The sequence below is a fragment of the uncultured Campylobacter sp. genome, assembly GCF_938039245.1.
In the GTDB taxonomy this organism is placed as follows: Bacteria; Campylobacterota; Campylobacteria; order Campylobacterales; family Campylobacteraceae; genus Campylobacter_A.
In genome coordinates this window covers 41650-66253 of sequence record NZ_CALHVN010000042.1, presented here as the reverse complement: position 1 = coordinate 66253, position 24604 = coordinate 41650, and the positions used below count along the sequence as shown (strand labels likewise).

Sequence of the window (24604 nt, the reverse complement as noted above, 5' to 3'; positions counted from 1 at the left end):
TAATACGCAAAAATAGTTGCGCCGTTTGCATTGCTAGGCGTCATTATCTTAAATAGCCGTAGCATTTCGCGCCTTTACCGCCCTATTTAAATTTTAGCGCTCAAAATCGCTCAAAAGCCGTATTTTAGGCAAAAAGCTGTAAAATCGAGTCCAAAAATATCCTAAGGTTAAAAATGAAATCCTGCATCTATCCCGGCACCTTCGACCCCGTTACAAACGGCCATCTAGACGTCATCAAACGTGCGATAAAGATCTTTGACGAGGTCGTCGTTGCAGTAGCGGCCAGCCAGAGCAAAAAACCGCTCTTTAGCTTGCAAGAGCGCGTCAAAATGGCTAAAATTTCAACCGCAAATCTAAAAAACGTAGAGGTCGTCGGGTTTGATAACTTACTCGTGGATTTTGCCAAGAGCCGAGGTATAAACGTCGTTATACGCGGCCTTCGCGCGGTTAGCGACTTTGAGTACGAGCTGCAAATCGGCTATGCAAACGCCGTACTTTGGGATGAGCTTGAGACCGTTTATCTGATGCCAAGCCTCCAAAACGCATTCATATCAAGCTCGATAGTGCGCTCGGTTTTAAGCCATGGCGGAGACGTCAGTAAGCTGGTTCCAAGCGAAATTTTAAAAAATTTAAAGTCGGCTCGCGACTAAAACAGACCCATAAATGCGGTAAAATTTGATGTTTGTAGATGGAAATTTACGTAGCTTTTGCGTCAAAGCTATTTTTGGCGCCTTATTTAATGTATTTTAAATTAAAATGAAAGCACAGAGCGTAAGGTAGCTCAAAATAACTAAAGATTTGCTTTAGGTAAATCGGCTCGTAAATTTAGTAACAAACGCGAGTATATCGCTTTGCGCTTTAGGTAAAAAAGGCTAAATTTATAGCAACTAAAAATAGCTAAACTTAAATCAAAATTCGGAGATAAAATGACTGAGCAAATGAGTGAAATAAAAAATCTACGCAGGCTTTTTGAAAACGCGGGCAACGACTATCTAGCTCTAAAAAATAGGGCCGAGGCGCAGGTCGTAAACAGGCGCTGGGCATCTACTAGCTATATAAATTTAGAGCCGTTTTACTTTGAGCTTCACGGTTTTTCAAGGGGTAAAATTTTAAAAGAGTCGCCCAAAAATCTAGCAGATGCCTACGACTACGGATTTGACGCGCAGGGGCGGGTGGTTTTGGTAAAGCAATACGCGGACGAAGAGCGATTTTACGAGGATTTTTATTTTTACAAACAAGACGAGGTTTTGGGCTATAGATTTGATTATTACGACAAAAAATGCGTAAGCGTGCAAAAATATGTTTATGAGGGCGGCCTGTTGGTTAATATTTACTCTGCATTTATAGATAATGGATACTGGATTGAAAATTTTATTTACTCAAATGCTAAACTAGCGCAAAAGCAGTGGCGCGGCATAGACCGGCTCGGAGCGAAAATAGACCGCGACTATTTTTATGAGTACGACGAACTAGGCGAGCTAAATTCGATAACTTTGGAGGGAGGCTACGTCTGCTATAAAAAACCGGATAAAAAAACGAGCTACAAAAAGCTATACGAATTAGCCGCGCAAAGGCTACTGCCCGCGCTAAAAGAGACGATCAAAATGCACGCGCCTATCCAAAAACTTTACTGCATAAATTTAGCTTACGACGGCGAGGTTTCGTTGCCGCCTATTATCGGTTTTGGTACGCAAAAGCAGCGCGAGGAGCTTTGTAGAGAAGATAAAAGTCTAATCATCTGGAACGTCGCTGATTACGAATTTAGCGCCGAGATAAACGAGGACGACGAAACGGCGAAAATCTTTGACCTTTTTAATCAAGAAACGCAGCTAAACGATAAATATTTGCAGGCTAAAAAGCTAATTTTAGAGTGCGCAAAGCAGCTAAAAGCAGATATTTGCGAGCTTGAAATAGACGCGACGCCGGATTTTGTTATCGTAGCTAGCTATCACGATTTAGGCGATTTGCGTAAAAATTTTAAGGCGATAAACCCTGAACTAATCAGCGAATATAAAGGATTGATTTAAAATTATATTTAGAATATTCTTATATTTTGTTAAAATTTGGCGCAAAAATCTTGCGGTGTTTTTATGCGGTAGAAACAAAATCGCCCTAATCTGGTTATGTGTTACGCGCTTTAAAAGCCGCTATTTAGCTATAAATTTGTAAAATACCGCTCAAATTTAAAGGCGAAAAATGTACGTGATTTTTGAAGGTATCGACGGCGTAGGCAAAAGCACGCAGATAGCGCGGCTATCGGCTGCTTTCCCGCAAGCCATCGTGACCAAAGAGCCCGGCGGTACGAAGCTTGGCGAAAATTTGCGCGAGATTTTACTAAAAGAAAATGGTCTAGATAAAAGGGCTGAAATTTTGCTATTTTTGGCCGATAGAGCCGAGCATTCGGGCAAGATAATAAAACCCAACTCAGATAAAATGATTTTGAGCGACAGGGGCTTTGTTTCGGGCATGGCTTACGCGCTGGCGGGCGGAAATTTTAGCTTTGAGGAGCTTTTAAGCTTAAATAAATTTGCCCTGCAAGGAAATTTTCCGCAAAAAATAGTATTTTTTAAAGCGGACGAAAACACGCTAAGATTGCGCCTAGGCTCGCGCGCGCAGATGGACGGCATAGAGGCTAGAGGATTTGCGTATCTACTAAGAGTGCAGGACGCGATGGAGGAAATTTTGCAAAAACTAGACGTCCGCTACGTCACAATAGGCGCCGCCTGGGACGAAGAAAAAATAACGAATTTGATAAAGGAGTTTATAAATGATTAGCGCATTAAGGGGGATGAAGGACGTTTTGCCGCCCCAGTCGGGACTTTATGAGAGGATAATCAAAATCTGCGAAGAGGTCGCGAAAAACTACGGATACGAGTTCGTGTTATCTCCGCACCTGGAGCAAACGGCGCTTTTTTGCCGCAGCGTCGGGGAGAGCAGCGACATCGTGGGCAAAGAGATGTATCAGTTTGAGGATAAGGGCGGCAACGACGTTTGCCTGCGCCCTGAGGGGACGGCGGGCGTCGTGCGCGCATTTATCGAGGCTAAATTTGATCGCGCGGGCGGCGTGAGACGGTACTTTTACCACGGCTCGATGTTTCGCTACGAGCGCCCGCAAAAAGGACGTTTGCGCGAGTTTCATCAGTTTGGCTGCGAGTGCTTCGGTGAGCCCAGCGTTTATGAGGACGCGAGCGTTATTTTGATGATAAGCGAGATTTTCTCGCGCCTTGGTATCAAAACCAAGCTACTCGTAAATTCGCTCGGAGACGCCGCTAGTATGGGCGCATACCGCGAAAAATTGGTTAAATTTTTAGACGAGCATGAGGGGCAAATTTGCGAGGACTGCAAGCGCAGAAAGCTAACAAATCCTATCCGCGTGCTAGATTGCAAGGTCGAGAGCTGTCAGAAAATTTACGAAAACGCGCCGCTGATAATCGGTAGCCTAAACGACGAATGCGCGGGCGAGTTTAAAAAGCTGCAAGAAATTTTAAGCGGCAACGGCGTGGAATTTGAGATAGATCCAAAACTCGTGCGCGGACTTGATTATTACTGTAAAACGGCGTTTGAGTTCGTTTCAAGCGAGATCGGCGCAAAGAGTGCGGTCGCAGGCGGCGGACGCTACGACAGGCTGGTTGAGTATCTAGGCGGCAAGGCCAGCTACGGCGTGGGCTTTGCGATGGGTATCGAGCGCATAATGGAAATCCTAAGCGGCCGCGAGAGCCAAAGCGCAAGAGGCGGCGTATATATCGGCGCGATGGATGCCGATGGGGTGGATGCGGTCTATAAAATAGCGATAAATTTAAGAAAAAGCATCCCGGTTCTCGTGAGCTACGAGCCTAAAAAACTACAAAAGCACCTAAACGCCGCAGATAACGCAAATGCTAGGATTTGCCTTTGCGTCGGCGAGGACGAGCTAAAATCGGGCAAAATTTGGCTAAAAGATCTGAGCGAAAAAGCCGAAAAAACGCTTGATTTGGTTGATTTGGAGACGGAACTTAAAAGGATTTTAAATGTATGATTACGGTTTAAATTTATGGGGAAACAACAACTTCATCGTCGAAAACGGTAAAATTTGCGTCAATACCGGCTCAAAACCCGCCATCATCGACATCGTAAAAAGCATCAGGAGCGAAGGCTACCGAGGCCCGCTATTGCTGCGCTTCCCTCACCTCATACACAAGCAAATTTCGCAAATTTACAAAAGCTTTGAGAGTGCTAAAAACGAATTCGGCTACAAAGGCAGCTTTAACGCCGTCTATCCGCTAAAAGTAAACCAATATCCGGGCTTTGTAAAAAACCTAGTCCGTCACGGCCAAAAATACGGCTACGGGCTGGAGGCGGGTTCAAAGGCCGAGCTGCTGCTAGTGATGGCGTATAACAACGAAGGCGCGCCGATCACCGTAAACGGCTTTAAGGATAAAGAGATGATAAACATCGGCTTTATCGCGGCTGAAATGGGACACAACATCACGCTAACGATCGAGGGATTAAACGAGCTTGAGGCTATCATCGCCATCGCAAAAGAGCGTTTCGCGCCAAAGCCAAACATCGGTCTGCGCATCAGGCTGCATAGCTCAGGATCCGGTATCTGGGCTAAAAGCGGCGGCATAAACTCAAAATTCGGCCTAACCGCGACCGAGCTAATCGAAGCGGTAAATTTGCTAAAAGAGGCAAATTTGCTCAATCGCTTTAATATGATCCACTTTCACATCGGTTCGCAAATCACCGAAATCCACCCGCTAAAAAAAGCTCTAATCGAAGCAGGAAATATCTACGCCGAGCTGCGAAAAATGGGCGCAAAAAACCTAAAGGCTATAAATTTAGGCGGCGGCCTAGCCATAGAGTACTCGCAGTTTAAGGAAAACTCGAGCCGAAACTACACGCTTAGCGAATACGCCAACGACGTGGTATATCTGCTAAAAACGATGGCTACGCAGCGAAACGAGGTGGAGCCCGATATCTTTATCGAGAGCGGCCGCTTCGTCGCGGCATCGCACGCCGTGCTAGTAGCGCCGGTTTTGGAGCTCTTTAGCCAGGACTACACCGAGGAAAAGCTCGTGCTTAAAAAGAAAAATCCTCAACTAATCACCGAGCTAAACGACCTGCTAAGTACGATAAAGCCATCAAACGCGATAGAGTATCTGCACGACAGCATCGATCATATGGAGAGTATTTTGACGCTGTTTGATCTGGGTTACGTCGATCTGCAAGATCGCTCGAATGCCGAAATTTTAACCCACCTAATCATCAAAAAAGCGGCTAAAATCCTCGGCACCAAACAGCACAACGCCGAGCTTTTAAAGCTGCAAGAGGAAGCGCAGGAGCGTTATCTCGTAAACTTCTCGCTATTTCAGTCGTTGCCTGATTTTTGGGGTTTAAAACAAAATTTCCCTATCATGCCGCTTGACCGCCTAGACGTGCGCCCTACCCGCTCGGCGTCGCTGTGGGATATCACGTGCGATTCTGATGGCGAAATAGGCTTTGACGACGAGGAAAATCCTCTGTTTTTGCACGATGTGGACGTGGAGCAAGAGGAGTACTTTTTAGGATTTTTCCTAGTCGGAGCATATCAAGAGGTGCTGGGTATGAAGCACAATCTCTTTACTCACCCAACAGAAGCTACTATCGAGATAAACGAGAGTGGATTTGAAATCTCGCACCTGTTAGAGAGCCAATCGATCCTTGATATCATGGAGGACCTTGACTACGACATCTACGAGATCCAAGACATCCTAAGCGAGCGCATCGAAAAGTCAAAGCTCGTAACCGACTCGCAGCGAAAGCAAATTTTAGGCGAAATGTATCTGTTTTTAAACGATAACGGCTATCTAAAAACTATATCTTAAATTTAATAAAGGAGTAAAAATGCTATCAAAAAGAGTACAAGTACTAGGCGAGAGCCTAACCATCGAAATCAGCACCAAGGCAAAAGAGATGAAAGCTCGCGGCGAGGATGTGATTAGTTTTGGCGCGGGTGAACCGGACTTTGACACGCCAGAGATCATCAAAAACGAAGTAAAATCTGCCCTAGATAAGGGTTGCGGCAAATACACGGCCGTAGCGGGTACGCCCGAGGTTAGAGAAGCTATCGCCGCAAAGCTAAAGCGCGACAACGGCCTAAACTACGCGCCAAATCAAATCATCACCAACGTCGGCGCCAAGCACTCGCTTTTTAACGTATTCCAGGCGCTAATCGACGAGGGCGACGAGGTCATCGTACCAAGCCCGTACTGGGTGAGCTATCCGGAGATGGTCAAATTTAGCGGCGGCAATCCAGTTTTTATCGAAACTAGCGAAAAGACCGGCTTTAAAATCACTCCCGAGCAGCTAAAAGCGGCGATCACGCCTAGAACTAAAATTTTAGTATTAAACAGCCCTTGCAATCCGACGGGCGCGATATATAGCTGCAAAGAGCTCGAAGCACTGGGCGAAGTGCTAAAAGGCACAAAAATCATCGTAGCTAGCGACGAAATGTACGAAAAGCTAAACTATGAGGGCGAATTCGTCGCGACTGCGGCGGTGAGCGAGGATATGTTTAACCGCACGATCACGATAAACGGCCTAAGCAAATGCGGCGCGATGCCGGGTTGGAGATTTGGCTACATGGCTAGCCCGTTTAAAGAGCTAAACGCCGCGGTAAACAAGCTACAAAGCCAAAGCACGAGCAACATAAACTCCCTAACGCAAGCCGGCGCCATCCCTGCGCTGCTGGGCAAAGCCGACGAGGATATCGCGTATATGAAGGGCGAGTTTAAAAAGCGTCGCGACCTAGGCGTAGAGATGATAAACGCTATACCGGGACTTAGCGTGCTTAAGCCCGACGGCGCGTTTTATCTTTTTATAAACTGCTCCGCGGTCGAGCCAGATAGCATGAAATTTTGCAAAGAGCTGCTAGAAAAGGCCAAGGTTGCCGTGGTGCCAGGCGTAGGGTTTGGTATGGACGGATACTTTAGGCTATCTTTTGCGACCGATTTAGAAAGTATAAGAAAGGGTATCGCAAGGATCGGCGAATTCGTAAAAAGCTATAAAAAATAGCGTAAATTTTGACTCAAATTTGACGTGGCTTAAATTTGCAGCGTCAAATTTGGGTTTTAATAAATTTAGCTTCCATAAATTTGATAAGCCGAGAATCAAATTTAAATCGTCGCTTTAATCTAAATACTCAAATTTCTCCTCAACGTTCATCATCACTTCGCAGTCGCAGTATCCGCCCTGCTCTTCAAGCCACGCAAGCACGCTCAAAACGTCTTTTACTTCCAAATTAGATAGGATTTGCTTGGTGAGTTTTAGGCTGTGATCGCAGCCGTGCGCGTGAAGCTCGGCGTCCAAAAGCTCGAAAAGCCGTATAAATTTATCTTCGGGCATAGGCAATTTTTGTCTAAACTCGGCTAGTTCTTTTTCTTTTATAGCTTTTAAAATTTCTTTTCTTTTGCTTTTTTTCATGGATTTTGCGTTTAAATTTATGTCTTTAAATTAGACGGCTATTACGTAAAAGCCGTCTAATTTTAGTTTTTCTTAAAAAATCTCGCGATCTTAGCTTGCAGTTTGAAAAACTCAGCCAGCTCCATTATCGGATATGCGCCTGCGTATTTTTTGCCGCCAGCGATATCCTTTGACACGCCACCGCGCGCCGCTATCTGGGCAAAGTCGCCGACTTTTAAATGTCCCGCAGAGCCGCTTTGTCCGCCCATCACGACGTTGCGTCCCAGCTTGGTCGAGCCTGCGAGCCCTACCTGAGAGACCAGTATCGAGCCGTAGCCTATCTCGCAGTTGTGGCCGATTTGCACGAGGTTATCGATCTTGGCGTACGCTTTTACGACCGTGCTTTCAAACACGCCGCGGTCTATCGTCGTGCACGCGCCGATCTCGACGAAATCCTCTAAAACGACGTTGCCGTTGTGGTAAATTTTCACGTGTTCGCCCGTTTTCGTGTGTGCGTAGCCAAAGCCGTCGCTACCGATGACGGCATTTGCGTTGATACGGCAACCGTTGCCGATAACGGTGTCGTTATAGATGACGACGTTTGGGTGGATGACGCAGTTTGCGCCGATTTTTACGTTATCGCCGACGTAGGCGCCGGCCATAATGAGCGTGTTGTCGCCGATCGCGGCACCTGAGCCCACGTAGACGTTTGGCATTATCTTTGCGCTTGGCGAAATTTGCGCCGGCTGCGGCTGGGATGCTAGAAGCTCTTTTGCGAAATATTCGCTTAATATAGCAAAGGCAAGGTGCGGGTTTTCTACTACTACCGCCCTACTTTGCGCGCCAACGAGCTCTTTTAAATTTGACGCGACTAAAATAGCGCCCGCCTTTGAGCCTTCGATAAATTTAGCGTTTTTCTCGCTATCGCAGTAGCTAAGCTCGCCGGCTCCTGCGTTTGAGAGCGAATTTAGAGCCGTGATCTCTAGTTCTTCGCCGCTAAACTCAAGCCCCAAAATTTTATAAATTTCGCTTAATTTCATCACAAGTCCATTAGTACGGAACCGCCGCGAACGACGTCTGCGGGGTTAAATTTTTTGATAGCTTTGAGGAAATTTTCTATCCTACTCGCGTCGTCGCTAACCATGACTACGATGTAGTTTTCGTTGGTGTTGGCTACGATGCCGTTGTAGGCCTTTAGTATCGCATCCAGCCCGCCGAAATTTTCGCTTAGCGGGATTTTTACCAGCGCCATTTCTTTTTCTACGAATTCGCCGCTTTCGATGACTTTGTAGGTCGGTATTAGTTTGTGTAGCTGCTTTACGATCTGCTCTAGCACGCGCTCGTCGCCGCTAGTGACGATACTGATACGAGAAAGCTCGGTGCTCGGGATCGGTGCTACCGTGAGCGTGTCGATGTTGTATCCGCGCCCTGCAAAAAGCCCGGAAATGCGCGATAAAACGCCGTGCTCGTTTAGCACGATGACTGAAATCACTCTTCTTATGCTCATTTTTATTCCTTGCTTTTTAAGATCATATTATATATCGCTGCGCCCGCAGGAACCATCGGCAGTACGTCCTCAAATCTATCCACGCGCACGTCTAACATCGCCGTTTTGCCACAGATCATCGCCTCTTTTAGCGCGGAGCAAAACTCGTCTTTCGTGCGGCAAACAAAGCCTACCGCGCCAAATCCCTCCGCGATTTTTACGAAATCAGGCTGCAGGCTAAGGTCGGTCGAAGAGTAGCGCTCGCCGTAAAAAAAGGTCTGCCACTGGCGCACCATGCCTAGGAAGTTGTTGTTTAAGATAATGTTAATGACGGGCTTATCTATCTCGGTGGCGGTCATCAGCTCTTGGATATTCATCAGGATCGAGCCGTCGCCGGTGAAATTTACGACGATGTCTTCAGGTTTTGCTATCTTTGCTCCGACTGCTGCTGGTAGGCCGTATCCCATAGTCCCCTGACCTCCGCTAGTTATCAGCTGACGCGGCCTATCAAACGGATAAAACTGCGCGACCCACATCTGATGCTGGCCGACGTCGGTGGCGACCAGGGCGTCTTTGCCGGATTCTTTTAAAATTTTAGCCGTTTCGCGCACGACCAACTGCGGCTTTAGGACTTCGTCGCTATCTTTGTAATCCAGCGGATTTAGCGCGTCGTAGCGAGCCAAGATCTCGTGCCACGAGGTCAAATTTTGCTCGTTTACGGTTACTTTTCCCAGCATCTCTTCTAGGACGAAATTTAGATCGCCCACGATCGGGAAGTGCGCGTTTACGATCTTTGAGATCGAGCTAGGGTCGATATCGACGTGGATGATTTTGGCGTGTTTGGCAAATTCGCTTAGCTTGCCCGTCACGCGGTCGTCAAACCGCACGCCAAGCGCGATGATGAGATCGGTTTCGCTCATCGCCATATTTGCCGCGTAGCTGCCGTGCATGCCGACCATAGAGAGTAGATTTTTATCCTCGTGCGCTAGGACGCCAAGCCCCATCAGCGTTTCGACTGCTGGGATGCCCGTCTTTGCGCTAAATTTACGCACAAGCTCGCTAGCGTTCGCCGCTACGACGCCGCCTCCTAGATAAAGTAGCGGGCGTTTGGCCTCGGCGATGACCTCGAGCGCCTTTTTGATCTGCTTTGCGTTGCCTTTGTAGGTCGGTTTGTACGTCGGCATCTTTATCTCGGTCGGGTAATCAAAATCCCCAACGGCCGCGGTTATATCCTTTGGGATATCGACGTGAACGGGCCCCGGGCGTCCCGAGCGAGCGATATAAAAGGCCTCTTTTAGGATGCGCGGCAGCTCCTCGATACTGCGCACGAGGTAGTTATGCTTCACGCACGGGCGAGAGATGCCCACGGCGTCGATCTCCTGAAAGGCGTCCGTGCCGATAAGCGAGGTTGGAACCTGGCCGCTGATTAATATAAGCGGAATACTATCCGAGTATGCGGTTGCTAGACCCGTGACCGCGTTTGTAAAACCGGGGCCGCTCGTCACAAACGCCACTCCGACCTTGCCGCTAGCGCGCGCGTAGCCGTCTGCTGCGTGCACGGCAGCCTGCTCGTGACGCGTCAAAACGTGTCTGAAATAACTCTGCTTGTATGTCTCGTCGTAGATGTTTAGCGCCGCGCCGCCCGGGTAACCAAAAACCGTGTCTACGCCCTCTTCGCGCAAGGCTTCCATAACCATGCGCGAACCAGAAATACCTTTTATCATCTGTATCGCCTTTTGATAAATTTGACCCCGATTATACAGCTTTAAGGTTTAAAAAGGCGTAAAACCGGGCTTAGAATTTAGGCCGTGCTTTGAAAGGGCTTAAATTTGAGTAAATTTGTGAGCGAAATTTAGAAAGGCTCAAATTTGGATGGTTTTTAAATTTTGCTCGCCGAGACCCGCACCTTTAAGATACTAAATTTGGTTTAATCAAATTTAGTTAGGGTTTTTGCGCAAATCAATCTTTCTTGTTAAGGCGAAAAGGGCTTGAATTACGCTCTACTTTGCAGTTGCGAGCGTAGCGATGCAAAAGAGCTCCCTTTTTCTTTTTTTCGGGAGAGGAAGGGGATTCTACTTACGAAGCGTCGCCCCTTCCTCTCCCAAGCCCTCTCTAACCCCACTGCACGTGAGATGTGGCGACACTGCCTTGCCTTGCAGGCAAAGCGTCGCAAATTTAAATTTACGTTTTCAAGGTACGGGTTTTGGCGGCTCAAATTTTTAAATTTAATGTCAAATTTGAGCGTAAAACGATAAGGCGAAGTATTTTTTCTTTAGACGAGGCGGAAATGAGCCGAGCGAGGGCGCGTATAAATAATACGTAACCGAGCTTCGGCGATATTTCTAACGATGTATAAAGAAAAAAGACAAGCCGCCAAAAAACAAAGGAGACTAAAAAGGCCAGATAGCCTCCATAAGCTTCGTCCCCCACGGCTTCCTCGTCGCCCTATCCACGTCGCCTTCGGTTTTATATAAGATCTTGGCGTCGGCGATGTAGCGCGAGTCGATCTCGTTGGCATTTGAGATGTCGTACGGGCGGATCACGCCGCTAAGCTGCATGATCTGTTTTTCGCCGTTTATGAGCAGTTCGCGCGAGCCCTCGATAAAGTAGTTGCCGTTTTCTAGTACCTTGATGATGCGCGCTGAAATCGTAGTCGTAAATGCCTCTGCGCGCACGCTAGATCCCGCACCCGTAAATTCGTTTTTATTGCCCGCGCTAAAGCCGATATCTCCGGCCTTGTTTAGCTGGGTAGCCAGCGTAGATAGCGGCGCAGAGCCCGCGCTAAACAGTCCTCCGCCAAGGCTTATCGCGCTGTTTTTGCTCGTGTCGTGCTTACCGCTGGAGCTTTGGTTGGCGCGCTCGCTGATGACGACGGTTACGATATCGTTTACGTTCATCGCCTTGCGGTCGGCAAAAAGCGGGTTGTCGCCGCGACCAAAAAGACTGCCCGCGTTTGGTTGGTTATTGACCTGTTTGGCGGGAAGCTGCTCGACGTAAACTGGCGGCTTCATATCTATGCGAGGGTCGGCGCTAGGTAAACACCCGCTCAAAAACGCTGCTGCAAGGGCGCAAAAGTAAATATTTTTTCTCACGTTTTACCTTAAAGTGAAAATTTTACGATAAAATAAGCAAATCAAGTTCCAAAAGGAAAATTATGGCCGATTCTATCCTTGCGCTTGGCGCGAATTTTCAAGAAATTTACGAAATTATATCAACAAAATTTGAAAATGTAGCCGTTTTTGACCCCATCAATGATTTTTACGGGCTCGAAAATGCCAAAAAAGCTTTTGAAAACGGCAGCGAGCGTGAGTTTTTTAAAAGCATGATAGATGAGTTTGACCGCCTAGCCGAGAGCGCTGATTTCGTACTTGTTAAACCCACAAAAAGTATCGCAAATATCGGCGAAATAGAGCTAAATTTACAGATAGCTAGAAATTTAAACGTTCCGGTTTTTTGCCGCGAAAATTTGAGCTTTTTTACGCGAAACTCAAGGCTGATCGTAAGCGGAAATTTAGATGAAATTTTAAACGCAAAGCAAGATATAATCACGCCTTTGAGGTTTGAAAGCTCACTATTTAAACTCGCCGCAAAAGATAAAAAAACCGTCGTTTTGCCCGAAAGCGAAGACGAGCGGATACTAAGAGCGAGCGAAATTTTACTAAAAAGCAGTACTGTAAATTTGATTCTTTTGGGTGACGAAAACAAGGTTAAATTTGACGCGGAGAAGCTCGGAGTAAATTTAAGCGGCGCGCGATTTATAAATTTAGAAAAAAACGAGTATGCAGATCACCTAACCGCCGCGCTTTTTGAAGCTCGCAAAAGCAAGGGCGTAAGCATGGAACAAGCCCACGAGCTCGTGCGAGATAGGACGTATTTTGCTACGATGCTGGTGCAAGAAGGGCTCGCGGACGCCATGGTGAGCGGCGCAAACACGACCACGGCGCACACTATCCGACCTGCGCTTCAGATCATCAAAACCCGCCCTGATAGCCCGCTAGTTTCAAGCTCGTTTATAATGTGCTTTGACGAGGAGATCCTGATCTACGCCGACTGCGCGATAAATCCAAACCCGGATGCCAAGCAACTAGCCCAAATCGCCCTAGCCTCGGCGGATACGGCGCGCGCGTTCGGACTGGAGCCGCGGGTAGCGATGCTAAGCTACTCTAGCGGAGATAGCGGCAGCGGTGCGGATATAGACCTGGTTAGGAGCGCGGGCGAGATAGCGCGAGAGCTAGACCCCGCCCTAAAAATCGAAGCTCCCGTGCAGTACGACGCAGCCATAGATCCGGCCGTAGCGCGCAAAAAGCTGCCAAACAGCGACGTAGCCGGCCGCGCGAACGTTTTTGTATTTCCAAATTTAAACTCGGGCAACATCGGCTATAAAATCGCGCAACGAAGCGCAAACTGCGTCGCCGTCGGACCGATCTTGCAAGGTCTAAAAAAACCCGTAAACGACCTAAGTCGCGGATGCGGCGTGGGCGACGTCGTAAATACGGTTCTAATAAGCGCGATACAAGCCGCAAACGAAGGAGGAAAATAGTGAAAATTTTGGTTTTAAACTCAGGCAGCTCGTCGGTTAAATTTCAGCTTTTTGATATGGCGGATAACCGCGTCATCGCTAGCGGCCTAGTCGAAAAGATCGGCGAAACAAGCTCCTACGCCAAGCTAAAAGACGTTAGCGCGGATAAAATTTACGAGGAGCGCGCGCCGCTAAAAGACCACCACGAGGGGCTTGAGGCGATGAGGCGGCTGTTTGCTAGCTCAAATATTTTGCATGATTTTAGCGAACTTGACGGCGTCGGACACCGCATCGTGCACGGCGGCGAGAGCTTTAGCGACTCGGCTCTAGTCACCCCTGACGTGATCGCCAAAATCGAGCAAAACTCCGTTCTAGCGCCCCTTCACAACCCAGGCCACCTAGCAGGCATAAGAAACGCCATGCAAGAAACGGACAAAAACGGAAGCGGCAAAAAAGTGCCTCATGTCGTTGTTTTTGATACCGTGTTTCATCAAACTATCCCCGAGTACGCCTACCGCTACGCTCTGCCGTTTGATCTTTGCAAGAGGCTACATATCCGCAGATACGGCTTTCACGGTACTTCGCACCACTACATAACCAAAAAAGCAGCCGAGTATCTAGGCGTGCCGTACGAGGAATTTAACGCTATCTCGCTGCATCTTGGCAACGGAGCCTCCGCCTGTGCCGTGCAAGGGGGTAAAAGCGTCGATACCTCGATGGGCTTAAGCCCGCTAGAAGGCCTGATAATGGGCACTAGAAGCGGCGATATGGATCCTGCGGTGCTTACTTATCTTTTAAATTTAGGCGAGCTCACGGCTGATGGCATAGACGCGTTTTTAAACAAAAAAAGCGGACTGCTGGGCATCTGCGGCTCAAACGACATGCGCGAAGTGGTCGCCAAAATGCACGAAGGCGACGAGCGCGCGCATCTAGCCTTTGAGATGTTTTGCTACCGTATAAAAAAATACATCGGCGCGTATTACGCGGTTTTGGGCCGAGTGGACGCAGTCGTTTTTACCGGCGGTATCGGCGAAAACGCCCCGTATAGCCGCGAGAAAATCTGCAATGATCTAACGCACATGGGTATCAGGATCGATCACGAGCTAAATTTCGCCGCTAGCGGCGGCATACGCGATCTAAGCGCCTCTGGCGCTACGGTAAAAACTCTCGTCGTACCCACTAACGAGGAGCTAGAAATCGCGCTAGAAACAAAAAGGGTGATAGAAAATCTCTAAATTTGACCGCTTAAATTTGAGCTTTTGTCGGCGCGTTTGCCGCTTTGATTTGGCGCTTAAAGCAAATTTGACGAGTCGCTTCTAGGACTCGGTCAAATTTGATCTTAAATTTACGATTAAAAGCGGCGGTAAATTTCAAATTTACGCTGAGTCGAATTTTACTCCAAATTTTGAAATTTCTAGCTCAAATTTACCCGCCCGAATTTACTTTATTTTAAGCCGCGCTCGGTCAAAATTTACGTAAAATTTAATCAAAAGCGAGCAAATGACCCTTTCGCAAGCATTTTTATTAACCGTGAAAAAACAAAAAGAGTGCCGAGCCGCAGCGGCTGGAACGCCCACTCTTATCGCCCTTTGTATCGGCGTTTTTGCCCTATTTTTAGCGGCGCTTAAGATTTTTGATCTAGGTAGCGGAGTGGCCCCTGTTTTACTAATATTGTTCTTTTGTCTGCTATTTTGGCTATCGTCAAAGTTAGTAGATATCGACAGGGCACAGAACGAGTACAACGAATTTTATAAAGAAGTTTTTATCCCCGCGCTCATCAAAGATATCGACGAGAGCTTTACGTATAGCTCTTACGGCGGCATCTCGCAGAGCGAATTTGACGCGGCGGGGATTTATAGACCGAGCATATTTTACAGCGAAGATAGCGTGCGCGGCGTATATAAAGGCGTCAAATTTAACTTGTGCGAGATTATTAGCCATGAGCGCGAATATCCGCGGATAAATAACAAATACGTCGCCGCATTTATCCTGCTAAAGTATGGGTTTGATAAGTATTCGGACTTTAAAGGTAGCGTGCTAAAGTGCGAGTTTAACAAGAAATTTAACGGCAAAACAATCGCCGTTAGCAAGGATTTTAATACTAAATTTTTAGGCGAAAAAGAGTTGCTCGACGACGTCAAATTTAACGAAAATTTTAGAGTTTTTACGACCGACAAGGTGGAGGCGAGATATCTGCTCACGCCTGCGTTTATGGGCAAGCTAAATATGCTCAAGGCCTACAAAAACACGCTAAAATCGCCGAGCGCGGCCTTTATGGATAACAAATTTTATCTATTTTGCTTTAGTAGGAGAAATTTTTTCGAGGGGCAGCTTTTTGATAAACTAGACATCGCCGAGGCTCGCCGCGAGCAAAGATACGTGAGGCAGATGCTTAGCGTCATCGACGAGCTAAATTTGAGCTTAGATATTTATCTACAATAATTTTCGTAAGCGATTTTTCGACTAAATTTAGGCTCATTGGGTTTGGGGGTTTTGTGCGACGTAAATTTATGCGCGTTACCGCAAAAGCGCAACTTTAAGCCTAAATTTTTGCGTAAATTTGCCCTCTTTTGCTAAATCCGAACGCAAAATTTAGGTTTATCGCTACCTCGTAATTTAGTGCGCTTAAATTTATCGCCTTTTGCCGTTTAAAGCTTTATTTGCGACATTAAATTTATACAAAGATTAAACGATTTTAGACGGGCAAAATAGCGCAGATTTTAGCTATAATGCTTTTCACATTTTTATAAATTTAAGGAAAATATCTTGAAATACGCGCTTGATTGCAAGGATAGTTTTGAAAACTCGTTTATATTTTGGCTGACTCGTTACGTCAAATTTAAGCTTAGCTCGCTCTCAAACAAAGAGCTTCGCGACCCAAAGGCGCTAGCAAGCGTAAATTTCGCCCTTAGCCGCGAGATAAAAAACATCGACCAGCTAGACGGCCTCGTAAAATCGGCTAGAAACGCGGGACTAACTGGCATAAATACATACTTTAATCCGCTTAAAAAGATATTCGAGACGCTCAAATTTTACGAGCTAGAGAGCCTAAAGCAGATCGACGAAGAGCTGCTAAGCGAGGTGCTAGCTAGCGTCACGGGCGGGCTTAGCGACGCGAGTAAGAAAAACTACCGCATAAGCGCGATAAATTTTTTCGCATTTTTGGATAAGCAAAACGAAGAGGACGGCAAGGCGCACGTCTTTGACATCGAGCTAAAAAACTGGGGCGGCGTGGGCGGAGCGCGCGGGCAAAAGCTGCCTGAGTTTATGAGCGAGGATGAGGTCAAGAGATTCTTGGAAGCGATCGAAAATGCGGAGTTTAAAAGCAACGCCAATCGCAATAAGCTCATCATCAAAATTATCATTTTTACCGGCATACGCGTGAGCGAAGCGCTAAACCTAAAGCGCAAAGACATAACCGAGGACGGCGAGCTCTACGTCATAAGAATCCGCGGCAAAGGTAACAAATACCGCGTCGTCATGATCAAGCGCCGCCTCATCGAAGTCCACCTAGACGCGATCGCGATAAACTACATAAATAAAGAAGGCTATCTTTTTATCAATAAAAAAGGCACGCGCCTAACGCAGGCCTACGTGAGCCGCATCGTCGAGCAGATACTCTTTAAAGCAGGCATCCGTAAGGAAAAAAACGGCGCTCACATGCTGCGTCATACCTTTGCCACGATGCTTTACAAAAAGCAAAAAGACCTGGTTTTAGTGCAAGAAGCGCTTGGGCACGCGAGTCTGAACACCTCGCGCATTTACACGCATTTTGATAGCGAAAAGCTAAAGCTCGCCGCGCAGGTAGCCGAGGAACTAAGCGAGGAGTAACGCCGCTAAGCCCGTTGCTTGAGGCATTTAAACAGCCGTAATCCTCGCGCTTTGCTTGCCCGTCTGTAATTTTTATTTCGGGCTTTTTGGATTTTTATGCGATGTTTTTAAAAAATTTATTTTAAATTCTTACTCGTTTGCGTCTTTGTTTTTTAGCGTTTGTTCAAGTGCGGATTTTGCCAGTTTTGCCCAATTTGCCACATAAATCCGTACTTTCACGGCGTAAGCTTCGCGCATTTATCGCGTTTTAGCAAAACGAGAAAAACGAGAAAAATTAGCTAAATTTGCACGGTACTTTTAAAAAAACCAAAAATGATTTTTTACTTTCTAATTTTTTTAAAATTTTAGGCGACATTATATGTTTTTGGGGCCGGATTACGAGCTCGGCCGTAGGTTTAAAAATTTAAGAGTTTTTTGGGTTTATAAATTAGCAAAAATATTAAATATTTTCTTTCAGATTTGATTTGGCTTACTAGAAATAAATTTTAAATTTACCGCCGCTTATTCCCGAGTCGCCGTATTTTTGTATCAAATTTAACGTAAAATGCGAGATTCGTTAATCCTAAAGCGCAGAATATCTATGAATATGTAATTTTACGGTCGTAAAATTTAATAAACCGCACTAATATGCAGCAAATTTACAGAAATACATAATATTTTTCGTAAAATTATATATAAAATATTACGGAATCTTACCGATTATGCCGATCTGATCGCTAAATTTTTGCGATTTGTGCTAAAAAGCGGCTTTTTACCGCAATGCCGTAAATTTAGCTATTTTAATCTTAACCGAAATTTTGTTACAAACATCAAATCACGGCGGTATTTTGGCGCTATATAGCGCTTTAGGCGTTACTTCTGAAGCGATTTGGCGCCTTAAGCCGCTGCGCCGTATCTACACAAATAAGCTTCCCTTAAAGCAATAAAAAGGCGGTAAAATAGCGCCCATAGCCGCCTTAACGAGCCGAGTAAAATCAAAGCCTTAGACTTCGCGACGGATATTTTATAAACACTATTTAAATTTAACTACATTAATTATTTAATGCTAAAGCCATTTTAATCGCCGAGCAAGTTTAACTAAAATCTAACCGCAAGAGTTTGTCGGTATGCAAAAAACTAGCGCTATATCACGCCGCAACGACCCTAAATCGGCTATAAATTTTTAAAACGGCTAAAAAAGCGAGCCGATACGTAGCCTAAATTTTAAATAAAACAGGCTAAAAACTCGGAAACGGAGGCAGTACGGCGCTTTCTAGCTCCTTACCCGCCGCACAGGTAAAGCTCTGAAAAGCCGTAGCCGTCTGCACGATACGCCCCTCATCCATCAAAACGATACGGTCACAAAATATCCGCGCGAGCCTAATGTCGTGCGTGATAAAAAGAAACGAAATTTTACCCTTTAGCCGCTCAAGCACACGCAGGATCGATGTTTGCAAAGGCGCGTCAAGAGAGCTTAGCGCTTCGTCTAAAACGACCAGCCTAGGCTCAGCCGCCAAAGCGCGCGCAATCGTTACCCGCGAGAGCTGTCCTCCGCTTAATAACGAGGCTTTTTTGTTTAAAAAACTCTCGTCTATCTCAAGCGTTTTTAGTAGCCGCCTTATGCGCTCTAGTCGCTGCGCCGCGGGCATGCGGGTTAGATATAGCAGCGGCTCTTCGATAACTTCTCGCACGCTTAATCGCGGATTTACGGCGCTTGGCGCGTCTTGAAATACGATTTGAGCTTGCGAATAAAACTCCCTTTTTGCATCCAAATCCGTTAAATTTAGTCTACGGCCATCAAATTCCACCCAGCCCTCGCTAGGATGCAAAAGCCCGGTCAAAACCTTGGCTAGCGTACTTTTGCCGCAGCCTGATTTGCCCAGTAGCCCCAGAGCCTCGCCCTGCCTTATCTCAAAGCTAACGCCCTTTAAAACGTCCTTGCGAGTACGCTTGCCCAAAAACGATACGCTCTCAAATCCGAAGCCGATACCGCATGACTTTAGTAGAGGCGAGAGCTTGGGGTCGCGAGTGTTTTCTTCTGCATTAGGCCAGGTCAGGTCCTGGTGCGTTTGCCAGCAGTCAGCAAAAGCAGCATCGTCTAGCGCGGCTTTGTTTGCGTCCTCTTGTGCGGACGCTGTTTGACTCTGCGTTTTGGTTGCGCTATTTTCGGCGTTTTTATCCATCAAACTTGCATGCGCTTTGGCCCAAACGGCTTGATTTTTCGTTAAATTTATAGCGCTTTTATCTACCTTGTTTTTGACGCCAAAGCTCGTTTTTTCGTTGTTTGCACCGTTTGTATCTTTGCCTTGCTCTAGCAAGTTATCTTTGCTGGAGCTAAAGACATAGCCGCCGTCATAGCTGACACGCTCGTCTTGCGTGTCTAAATTTGGCTCCGCCGCTTGAGATTTTAGTTCAAAAAAATCGGCCTCGTCGTTAAATTTAAAAATCGGCGCGTCCTGGCTAGGTAAATCCTCATTTGCGCTTACCGAAGCTGTTTTTCGCCCATTTTCCGGGCTCAAAGCGCGGTTTTGCATATCCTTATCGTTTTGTGCTATTTTGTTTGCGTCCGAGCTTTGCGCGTCTTGTTCGTTTTTAGGAGCGCCCGTTTGGGTACTTGTTTTAGGGTTTGTCTTAGCATTTGGGTCGCTAGCCTCTGCGCAGAGGCGTTTTTCGTCCTTGTAGCCCTCTTTTAGATCGTCTCCTTGCGGCTCGCTTGGAGCGTGGAATTTCGCCTCCGCCGCGCAAAGAAGCCCTCCCGGGGCATAAATTTGCTCGGGTTCCTTAGGCTCGTTAGCTTGGGTAAATTTATCCTCGCTAAATTTTAGCTTGCAAGACCCCGGCTTAGAATCCTGCGCTACTTGCGCGCTAAACGTCCGCAAATCATAGGCGCCGGGTTTTATAAATTTAGCTTCATTTGCGGTTTTTTGGCGGCTAAACTCTCCCGTCATACCGGCGTAAAGCGCAAAATGAGCCCGCAAAAGCTCTCTTGTCGCAGCCAAAGTCGGCGCCGAAAATATCTCGCGCGTATCGCCGCTTTGAGCTAGTTCGCCCCGCTCCATAACGTAAACATCGTCCGCAAGCTTAGCCACTACGGAAAGATCGTGCGTTATCAGCAGCACTCCCGCGCCCGTTTGACGCGCCGCGTCGCGCAAGAGAGTTAAAATTTTAGCCTGCGAAACGAGATCAAGGTCGGTCGTAGGCTCGTCTGCGACGATAAATTTAGCCCCGCTAAGCAGAGCTAAAGCTATCATCGCTCGCTGCAACATGCCGCCGCTCATCTCGTGCGGATATAGCTTTAGTGCGCCCTCCTCAAGCCCTACCGCGCGCATGGCTAGTTTGATTTGAGATTGCGCGGAAGCGGGCTGATTTTTAAAGGCGGCCTTAGCTCTTTTAACTCCTAATCCCATCGCCTTAAAAAATCCGGCTTCTGGCGCTAAATTTCGGCTCAAATTCGCCGCATCCGCGGTCTCTTTAGCGTGCGCGCCGATGCTTAGCAGAGGGTTAAACGCGCTTTTTGGATTTTGCATAACGGAGGCGAAAATTTTACCGCGCCGCGCCGCGACGTCAAGCCTTCGTCCGTTTAAAAAAATATCCGCGCTAGAGCTTAAGCCCGTGGGCGTAAAGCCTTGCAAGGTTAGCGCGCTTAGCGTCTTGCCGCTGCCGCTTTTTCCGACGAGGGCGGTTATGCGTCCCGAAGCTAGTCGTAAATTTAGCCCGCGTACCAGCTGCGTTTGTCCGGCGCTTACGCATAAATTTTTAATTTCTAAAATATCCTTTGCCAGACTCTGACTCATCTATCCTCCGATACCGCGCCTAGGCGCTCTTGTAGGTTCTCGCCGATGATATTAAAGCTCATCACGCACAAAAATATCGCGATACCCGGATAAAAAATAAGCTCGGGATGGCTAAAAACGTACTCCTTGGCGTCGCTAATCATCACGCCCCACTCGGCCGCGGGCGCTTTTACGCCAAGACCTAAAAAGCTAAGCCCTGAAATATGCAGCACGATATGTCCTATATCTAAAGACGCCAGCACCGCACACTGAGCGATGATCGGACGGAGCATATTTTTTTTGAAATTTACCGTTTCGCTTGCGCCCGAAGTCCTAGTTATCAGCACGTAATCGGCATTTTTTAGGCTTAGTACGATACTGCGCACTATCCTAGCGTACCACGCCCAGTGCGATGCGGAGATAGCGATAACGACGTTTATCATTCCCGTCCCTAAAACCCCCACTAAAAATAGCGCTAAAATGACGGTAGGCACGCTAAAAAACACGTCGCAAACCCGCATTAAAATTTGATCCGTTCGTCCGCCGACGAATCCCGCCGTCCCGCCGACTAAAATCCCCAAAAAAAGTATCAAAAAAATAGTCGCAAACGCCGAACCCAGCGATATGCTAGTAGCCGATAAAAGCCTAGAAAATACGTCTCTGCCAAGATGATCCGTGCCTAAAAAATGAGAAAGACTGGCAGGCTCAAATTTAGCTGCTAAATCGATCTCGTTTGGATCAAATGGCGCTAGCAAAGGCGCGAAAAGCATGATAAAAATCATCGCAAACGCGGTAAAACAGGCAAAAACCAGCCAAATTTTTTTCACGCGTTAGTCCTTATACGGGGATCTATAAAGGCGTAAAGCACGTCTATAACGAGGTTGCTAATAGCAAACGCAAACGCCATCAGTAAAATAAAGCACTGAATCACGGGATAGTCGTTGTTTATGATGGCCTCGACCGCATATCTGCCGATGCCCGGATACGCAAATACGCTTTCTATCACCATCGCGCCGCCTACTAGCTCGCCTATATGCATACCAAGCGCCGTAACGACCGGCAGCGAAGCGTTTTTAAACACGTGGCTAAAGAGTACGCGAGAGGCGGATAATCCGCGCATCCTAGCATAGCTCACGTGGCGTTTGCTTTTGATTTCGAGTAAATTTGCGCGGATGAGGCGAGAATTTACCGCGATAGACATAAAAGATATCGCAAAAGCCGGCATCAAAAGATGAGAAATTCCGCCCGCGCCAAAAGGCGGTAAAATTTTAAGATGCACGGAAAATAGCAAAATCAACAAAAATCCTAGCCAAAAATTCGGCGTACAAACGCCCAAAAACGAAACAAACCTCACGGCGTAGTCGATAAATTTATCATTATAGATCGCTGAAAGTATGCCCATCGGAACGGACAAAACAAGCGTGAAAAATAGCCCTAGCGCAGCTAGCTTTAGCGTGGCCGGAAAATAGTGCGCCATATCCTCGCTAACAGCCCTACCGGTAATGTATGACGCGCCGAAATTTAGGCTAGAGGCGTCTTTTAGCCAAACCGCGTACTGCTCAAAAATCGGCTTATCTAGGTTAAGCTGCGCTCTAGCGTGAGCCAAAGCCTCGTCCGTAGGCGCGATACCCGAGGCGTTTAGATAGCTCATAGCCGCGTCTGTGCCGTTTAGCCGCAGTAGCGCAAATATCAAAACGCTAACCGCAAACATGACGGGAATAAGCAAAAGCAGGCGTTTAACGATAAATTTAAGCATATTTAAGCTCTAAATAATATACAAATAAGCGCGGCGCAAGAGGTAAATTTAACTCAGTACCGCGCAAAAATAGCCCGAAAAACGACTCGAAAAAAACAAAAACTAGCCAAAGACGATTGCCGTAAAGAAGCGATTTACGCATTATTTTGCAGCGTCCAGGCTCATCTTTTCAAACGGTATGCGGTCTTTTAAAGCGTCAAATTCCACGCCTTTTACGCGCTTGTTCCAAAGCGCCTTAGTCGTCTCGTAAACGATAGGAATATACACCGCGCTCTCGTGCAGGCGCGTTAAAACATCGCGAGTTAGATCACGTCTTTCTTTTGCGTCCAGGCTAAGCGCGATACGTTCGATTTTCTCGTCGATTTGCGCTTTATCAGCTAGTCCTAGCTGAGCTTGATAATCGGCGTGCGCGGGCAATCTCATCGAAGCTAAAAAAGCCTGAGGATCGTAAGGCGCGCCCCAAGTGGAGTTAAATACGGCGCCAAAATCGCCGGTTTTTTGCTTTTTGTAAAAGATAGTCGCCTCGTCGGCTTTTAAATTTAACCTAACGCCGATTTTAGAAAAATTAGCTCTCAAAACCTCTCCTATAGCCTTTTGCACGGCGTTTGAGCCGATATATACGAGCTCTATCTCAAGAGCTTTTCCGTCTTTATATCGCACGCCGTCCTTGCCCGTCGCGTAGCCTGCGGCATCTAGGATTTGATTTGCCTTTTTAACGTCGAAATTATACGCGCTAGCGTTTATGTCGGCGTTTTGAACCGAGGCGTCAAATAAAAAATCAGCCTTTTTAGCCGCGTTAAAAAATATTTTTTGAGCTATAGGATCTTTGTTCGCGCTTAAATTTAACGCCTTTCTAACCGCTTCGTCGTTCGTAGGAAATTTGGCCGAATTTAATGCGATAACTAGAGTAAAAACCGGCTGAGAAACCGCCCAGCCAAACTCTTTTTTAAGCTCGTTAAAGCTATCTATCGGGATCTGTTCGCCGCCGTATACGAGATCGACCTCTCCTGTTTTTAGCGCGATGATTTTGGTATTTGGCTCCGGTATCACGCGCGCGACTATTTTAGAAATTTTAGGCAGCTCGCCGTAAAATTTATCGTTCCTCACAAAAGTATCGCTAACGCCCCGCTCGGTGGCGACTAATCTCCATGCGCCGGTGCCTACGGGCTCTTTTACGCCGTCTTTCGTACCGCCGTCCTTCATCGCGCTAGGAGCGATAAATCTAAACGGACGTATGAGGCTAAGCTCGCGTAGAGTCGGTTCGTAGGCGTTTTTTAGGCTTAGTTTTACTTCAAATTCTCCCGCTATCTCGCAACCGTCTATCAGTCTAGCAAGCTCTAACCACTCATGGCGCTTGCGGTTGGCTAAAACGGCGTCGAAATTTGCTTTTACCGCGGCTGCGTTAAATTTTTCGCCGTTTGAAAAAACGACGTCTCGGCGCAGCTCAAACGTATAAATTTTACCGTCGTCGCTTACGCTCCAAGACTTGGCGAGCCAGGGCGAAATTTTGCCTCCGTTTTCAAATTTAACCAGTCCCTCGTAAACCATATCTTGCGCGAACATTTCATTTGGCGAGTATAGATGCGGATTTAGCTCGCCGACGTTTTTAGAAACGGCGAAATTTAGGGTATTATCGTTTGGATTTTGCGCAAAACAAGCCGCTAAAAAAGCTGCGGAAACGAGAAGTTTTTTTATCATTTTAAATCCTTTTTTGAAATCATAAAATTTCAATATATTACCTTTTTTGATAAAAAAGTAATACACAATACTTTTTTGTATTATCTGTTGCCATTATATAAATTTTAGTATGAATTGTCAAGGAAATTTTAAGCTATAAGTCT

The 24604-nt window shown here is 46.7% G+C and carries 19 protein-coding genes; 10 read left to right on the top strand and 9 right to left on the bottom strand.

Annotated features, from left to right (window positions below):
- The first annotated feature begins 173 nt into the window (after positions 1-173).
- From coaD to Q0218_RS07720, 6 genes are all read left to right on the top strand, one after another.
- Positions 174-650 carry a pantetheine-phosphate adenylyltransferase gene (coaD, locus tag Q0218_RS07745; protein WP_297968348.1) on the top strand — a complete coding sequence of 159 codons (477 nt, stop codon included), beginning with the start codon at positions 174-176 and terminating at the stop codon, positions 648-650.
- A 276-nt stretch (positions 651-926) separates the two neighbouring features.
- The gene (locus Q0218_RS07740) at positions 927-2027 is read left to right on the top strand and encodes a hypothetical protein (RefSeq protein ID WP_297968346.1); all 1101 of its coding nucleotides are present in this window, start codon (positions 927-929) and stop codon (positions 2025-2027) included.
- 169 nt (positions 2028-2196) lie between these two features.
- Positions 2197-2775, top strand: a complete 579-nt coding sequence (gene tmk, locus Q0218_RS07735) for a dTMP kinase (protein ID WP_297968343.1) — start codon at positions 2197-2199, stop codon at positions 2773-2775.
- On the top strand, positions 2768-4015 hold the full coding sequence (gene hisS / locus Q0218_RS07730) for a histidine--tRNA ligase (RefSeq protein WP_297968341.1): 1248 nt from the start codon (positions 2768-2770) through the stop codon (positions 4013-4015). Before tmk ends, hisS begins: the two co-directional genes overlap by 8 nt.
- Positions 4008-5843 carry a biosynthetic arginine decarboxylase gene (speA, locus tag Q0218_RS07725; RefSeq protein ID WP_297968338.1) on the top strand — a complete coding sequence of 612 codons (1836 nt, stop codon included), beginning with the start codon at positions 4008-4010 and terminating at the stop codon, positions 5841-5843. Before hisS ends, speA begins: the two co-directional genes overlap by 8 nt.
- A 19-nt stretch (positions 5844-5862) precedes the next feature.
- Positions 5863-7032: a pyridoxal phosphate-dependent aminotransferase gene (locus Q0218_RS07720; protein WP_297968335.1), complete on the top strand. Its 1170-nt coding sequence runs from the start codon at positions 5863-5865 to the stop codon at positions 7030-7032.
- Positions 7033-7146: 114 nt separating this feature from the next.
- On the opposite strand, the gene Q0218_RS07715 is transcribed toward Q0218_RS07720, so the two are convergent.
- From Q0218_RS07715 to flgH, 5 genes are all read right to left on the bottom strand, one after another.
- Complete coding sequence (locus Q0218_RS07715) at positions 7147-7440, bottom strand: DUF2695 domain-containing protein (protein ID WP_297968333.1); 294 nt, start codon at positions 7438-7440, stop codon at positions 7147-7149.
- A 62-nt stretch (positions 7441-7502) separates the two neighbouring features.
- A complete protein-coding gene (gene lpxD, locus Q0218_RS07710; protein WP_297968331.1) occupies positions 7503-8459 on the bottom strand; it encodes a UDP-3-O-(3-hydroxymyristoyl)glucosamine N-acyltransferase in 957 nt (318 codons plus the stop codon).
- Complete coding sequence (gene ilvN / locus Q0218_RS07705; protein WP_297968447.1) at positions 8459-8920, bottom strand: acetolactate synthase small subunit; 462 nt, start codon at positions 8918-8920, stop codon at positions 8459-8461. Before ilvN ends, lpxD begins: the two co-directional genes overlap by 1 nt.
- Positions 8921-8928: 8 nt before the next feature.
- Positions 8929-10626 (bottom strand): acetolactate synthase large subunit, encoded by a 1698-nt coding sequence (locus Q0218_RS07700; protein WP_297968446.1) that lies wholly within the window; start codon positions 10624-10626, stop codon positions 8929-8931.
- Positions 10627-11295: 669 nt separating this feature from the next.
- Positions 11296-11997, bottom strand: coding sequence for a flagellar basal body L-ring protein FlgH (gene flgH, locus Q0218_RS07695; protein ID WP_297968329.1), 702 nt, complete (start codon positions 11995-11997; stop codon positions 11296-11298).
- A 62-nt stretch (positions 11998-12059) separates the two neighbouring features.
- Here flgH and pta point away from each other — a divergent pair, with 62 nt between their 5' ends.
- The 4 genes from pta (at position 12060) to Q0218_RS07675 (ending at position 17255) form a co-directional block, all read left to right on the top strand.
- Positions 12060-13445 carry a phosphate acetyltransferase gene (gene pta / locus Q0218_RS07690; protein ID WP_297968326.1) on the top strand — a complete coding sequence of 462 codons (1386 nt, stop codon included), beginning with the start codon at positions 12060-12062 and terminating at the stop codon, positions 13443-13445.
- A complete protein-coding gene (locus Q0218_RS07685; protein ID WP_297968323.1) occupies positions 13445-14659 on the top strand; it encodes an acetate kinase in 1215 nt (404 codons plus the stop codon). The genes pta and Q0218_RS07685 overlap by 1 nt, the downstream gene beginning before the upstream one ends.
- 265 nt (positions 14660-14924) lie before the next feature.
- Complete coding sequence (locus Q0218_RS07680) at positions 14925-15866, top strand: DUF3137 domain-containing protein (RefSeq protein WP_297968320.1); 942 nt, start codon at positions 14925-14927, stop codon at positions 15864-15866.
- A 324-nt stretch (positions 15867-16190) separates the two neighbouring features.
- Positions 16191-17255: a tyrosine-type recombinase/integrase gene (locus Q0218_RS07675; RefSeq protein ID WP_297968317.1), complete on the top strand. Its 1065-nt coding sequence runs from the start codon at positions 16191-16193 to the stop codon at positions 17253-17255.
- A 1217-nt stretch (positions 17256-18472) separates the two neighbouring features.
- Here the strand turns inward: Q0218_RS07675 and nikE are convergent.
- From nikE to nikA, 4 genes are all read right to left on the bottom strand, one after another.
- On the bottom strand, positions 18473-21028 hold the full coding sequence (gene nikE / locus Q0218_RS07670; RefSeq protein ID WP_297968314.1) for a nickel ABC transporter ATP-binding protein NikE: 2556 nt from the start codon (positions 21026-21028) through the stop codon (positions 18473-18475).
- Positions 21025-21834 carry a nickel ABC transporter permease subunit NikC gene (gene nikC / locus Q0218_RS07665; RefSeq protein ID WP_297968311.1) on the bottom strand — a complete coding sequence of 270 codons (810 nt, stop codon included), beginning with the start codon at positions 21832-21834 and terminating at the stop codon, positions 21025-21027. The genes nikE and nikC overlap by 4 nt, the downstream gene beginning before the upstream one ends.
- Entirely contained in the window at positions 21831-22763 is a 933-nt protein-coding gene (gene nikB, locus Q0218_RS07660; protein WP_297968308.1) for a nickel ABC transporter permease subunit NikB, read from the bottom strand. The genes nikC and nikB overlap by 4 nt, the downstream gene beginning before the upstream one ends.
- A gap of 141 nt (positions 22764-22904) precedes the next feature.
- Positions 22905-24461, bottom strand: a complete 1557-nt coding sequence (gene nikA, locus Q0218_RS07655) for a nickel ABC transporter substrate-binding protein (protein ID WP_297968305.1) — start codon at positions 24459-24461, stop codon at positions 22905-22907.
- Positions 24462-24604: the final 143 nt, after the last annotated feature.

Coding starts and splice junctions, on each gene's coding strand:
- pta (WP_297968326.1), top strand. CDS start 12,060: ATGGCCGATTCTATCCTTGCGCTTGGCGCGAATTTTCAAGAAATTTAC.
- coaD (WP_297968348.1), top strand. CDS start 174: ATGAAATCCTGCATCTATCCCGGCACCTTCGACCCCGTTACAAACGGC.
- lpxD (WP_297968331.1), bottom strand. CDS start 8,459: ATGAAATTAAGCGAAATTTATAAAATTTTGGGGCTTGAGTTTAGCGGC.
- speA (WP_297968338.1), top strand. CDS start 4,008: ATGTATGATTACGGTTTAAATTTATGGGGAAACAACAACTTCATCGTC.
- Q0218_RS07715 (WP_297968333.1), bottom strand. CDS start 7,440: ATGAAAAAAAGCAAAAGAAAAGAAATTTTAAAAGCTATAAAAGAAAAA.
- nikA (WP_297968305.1), bottom strand. CDS start 24,461: ATGATAAAAAAACTTCTCGTTTCCGCAGCTTTTTTAGCGGCTTGTTTT.
- tmk (WP_297968343.1), top strand. CDS start 2,197: ATGTACGTGATTTTTGAAGGTATCGACGGCGTAGGCAAAAGCACGCAG.
- nikE (WP_297968314.1), bottom strand. CDS start 21,028: ATGAGTCAGAGTCTGGCAAAGGATATTTTAGAAATTAAAAATTTATGC.
- nikB (WP_297968308.1), bottom strand. CDS start 22,763: ATGCTTAAATTTATCGTTAAACGCCTGCTTTTGCTTATTCCCGTCATG.
- Q0218_RS07680 (WP_297968320.1), top strand. CDS start 14,925: ATGACCCTTTCGCAAGCATTTTTATTAACCGTGAAAAAACAAAAAGAG.
- hisS (WP_297968341.1), top strand. CDS start 2,768: ATGATTAGCGCATTAAGGGGGATGAAGGACGTTTTGCCGCCCCAGTCG.
- Q0218_RS07740 (WP_297968346.1), top strand. CDS start 927: ATGACTGAGCAAATGAGTGAAATAAAAAATCTACGCAGGCTTTTTGAA.
- Q0218_RS07720 (WP_297968335.1), top strand. CDS start 5,863: ATGCTATCAAAAAGAGTACAAGTACTAGGCGAGAGCCTAACCATCGAA.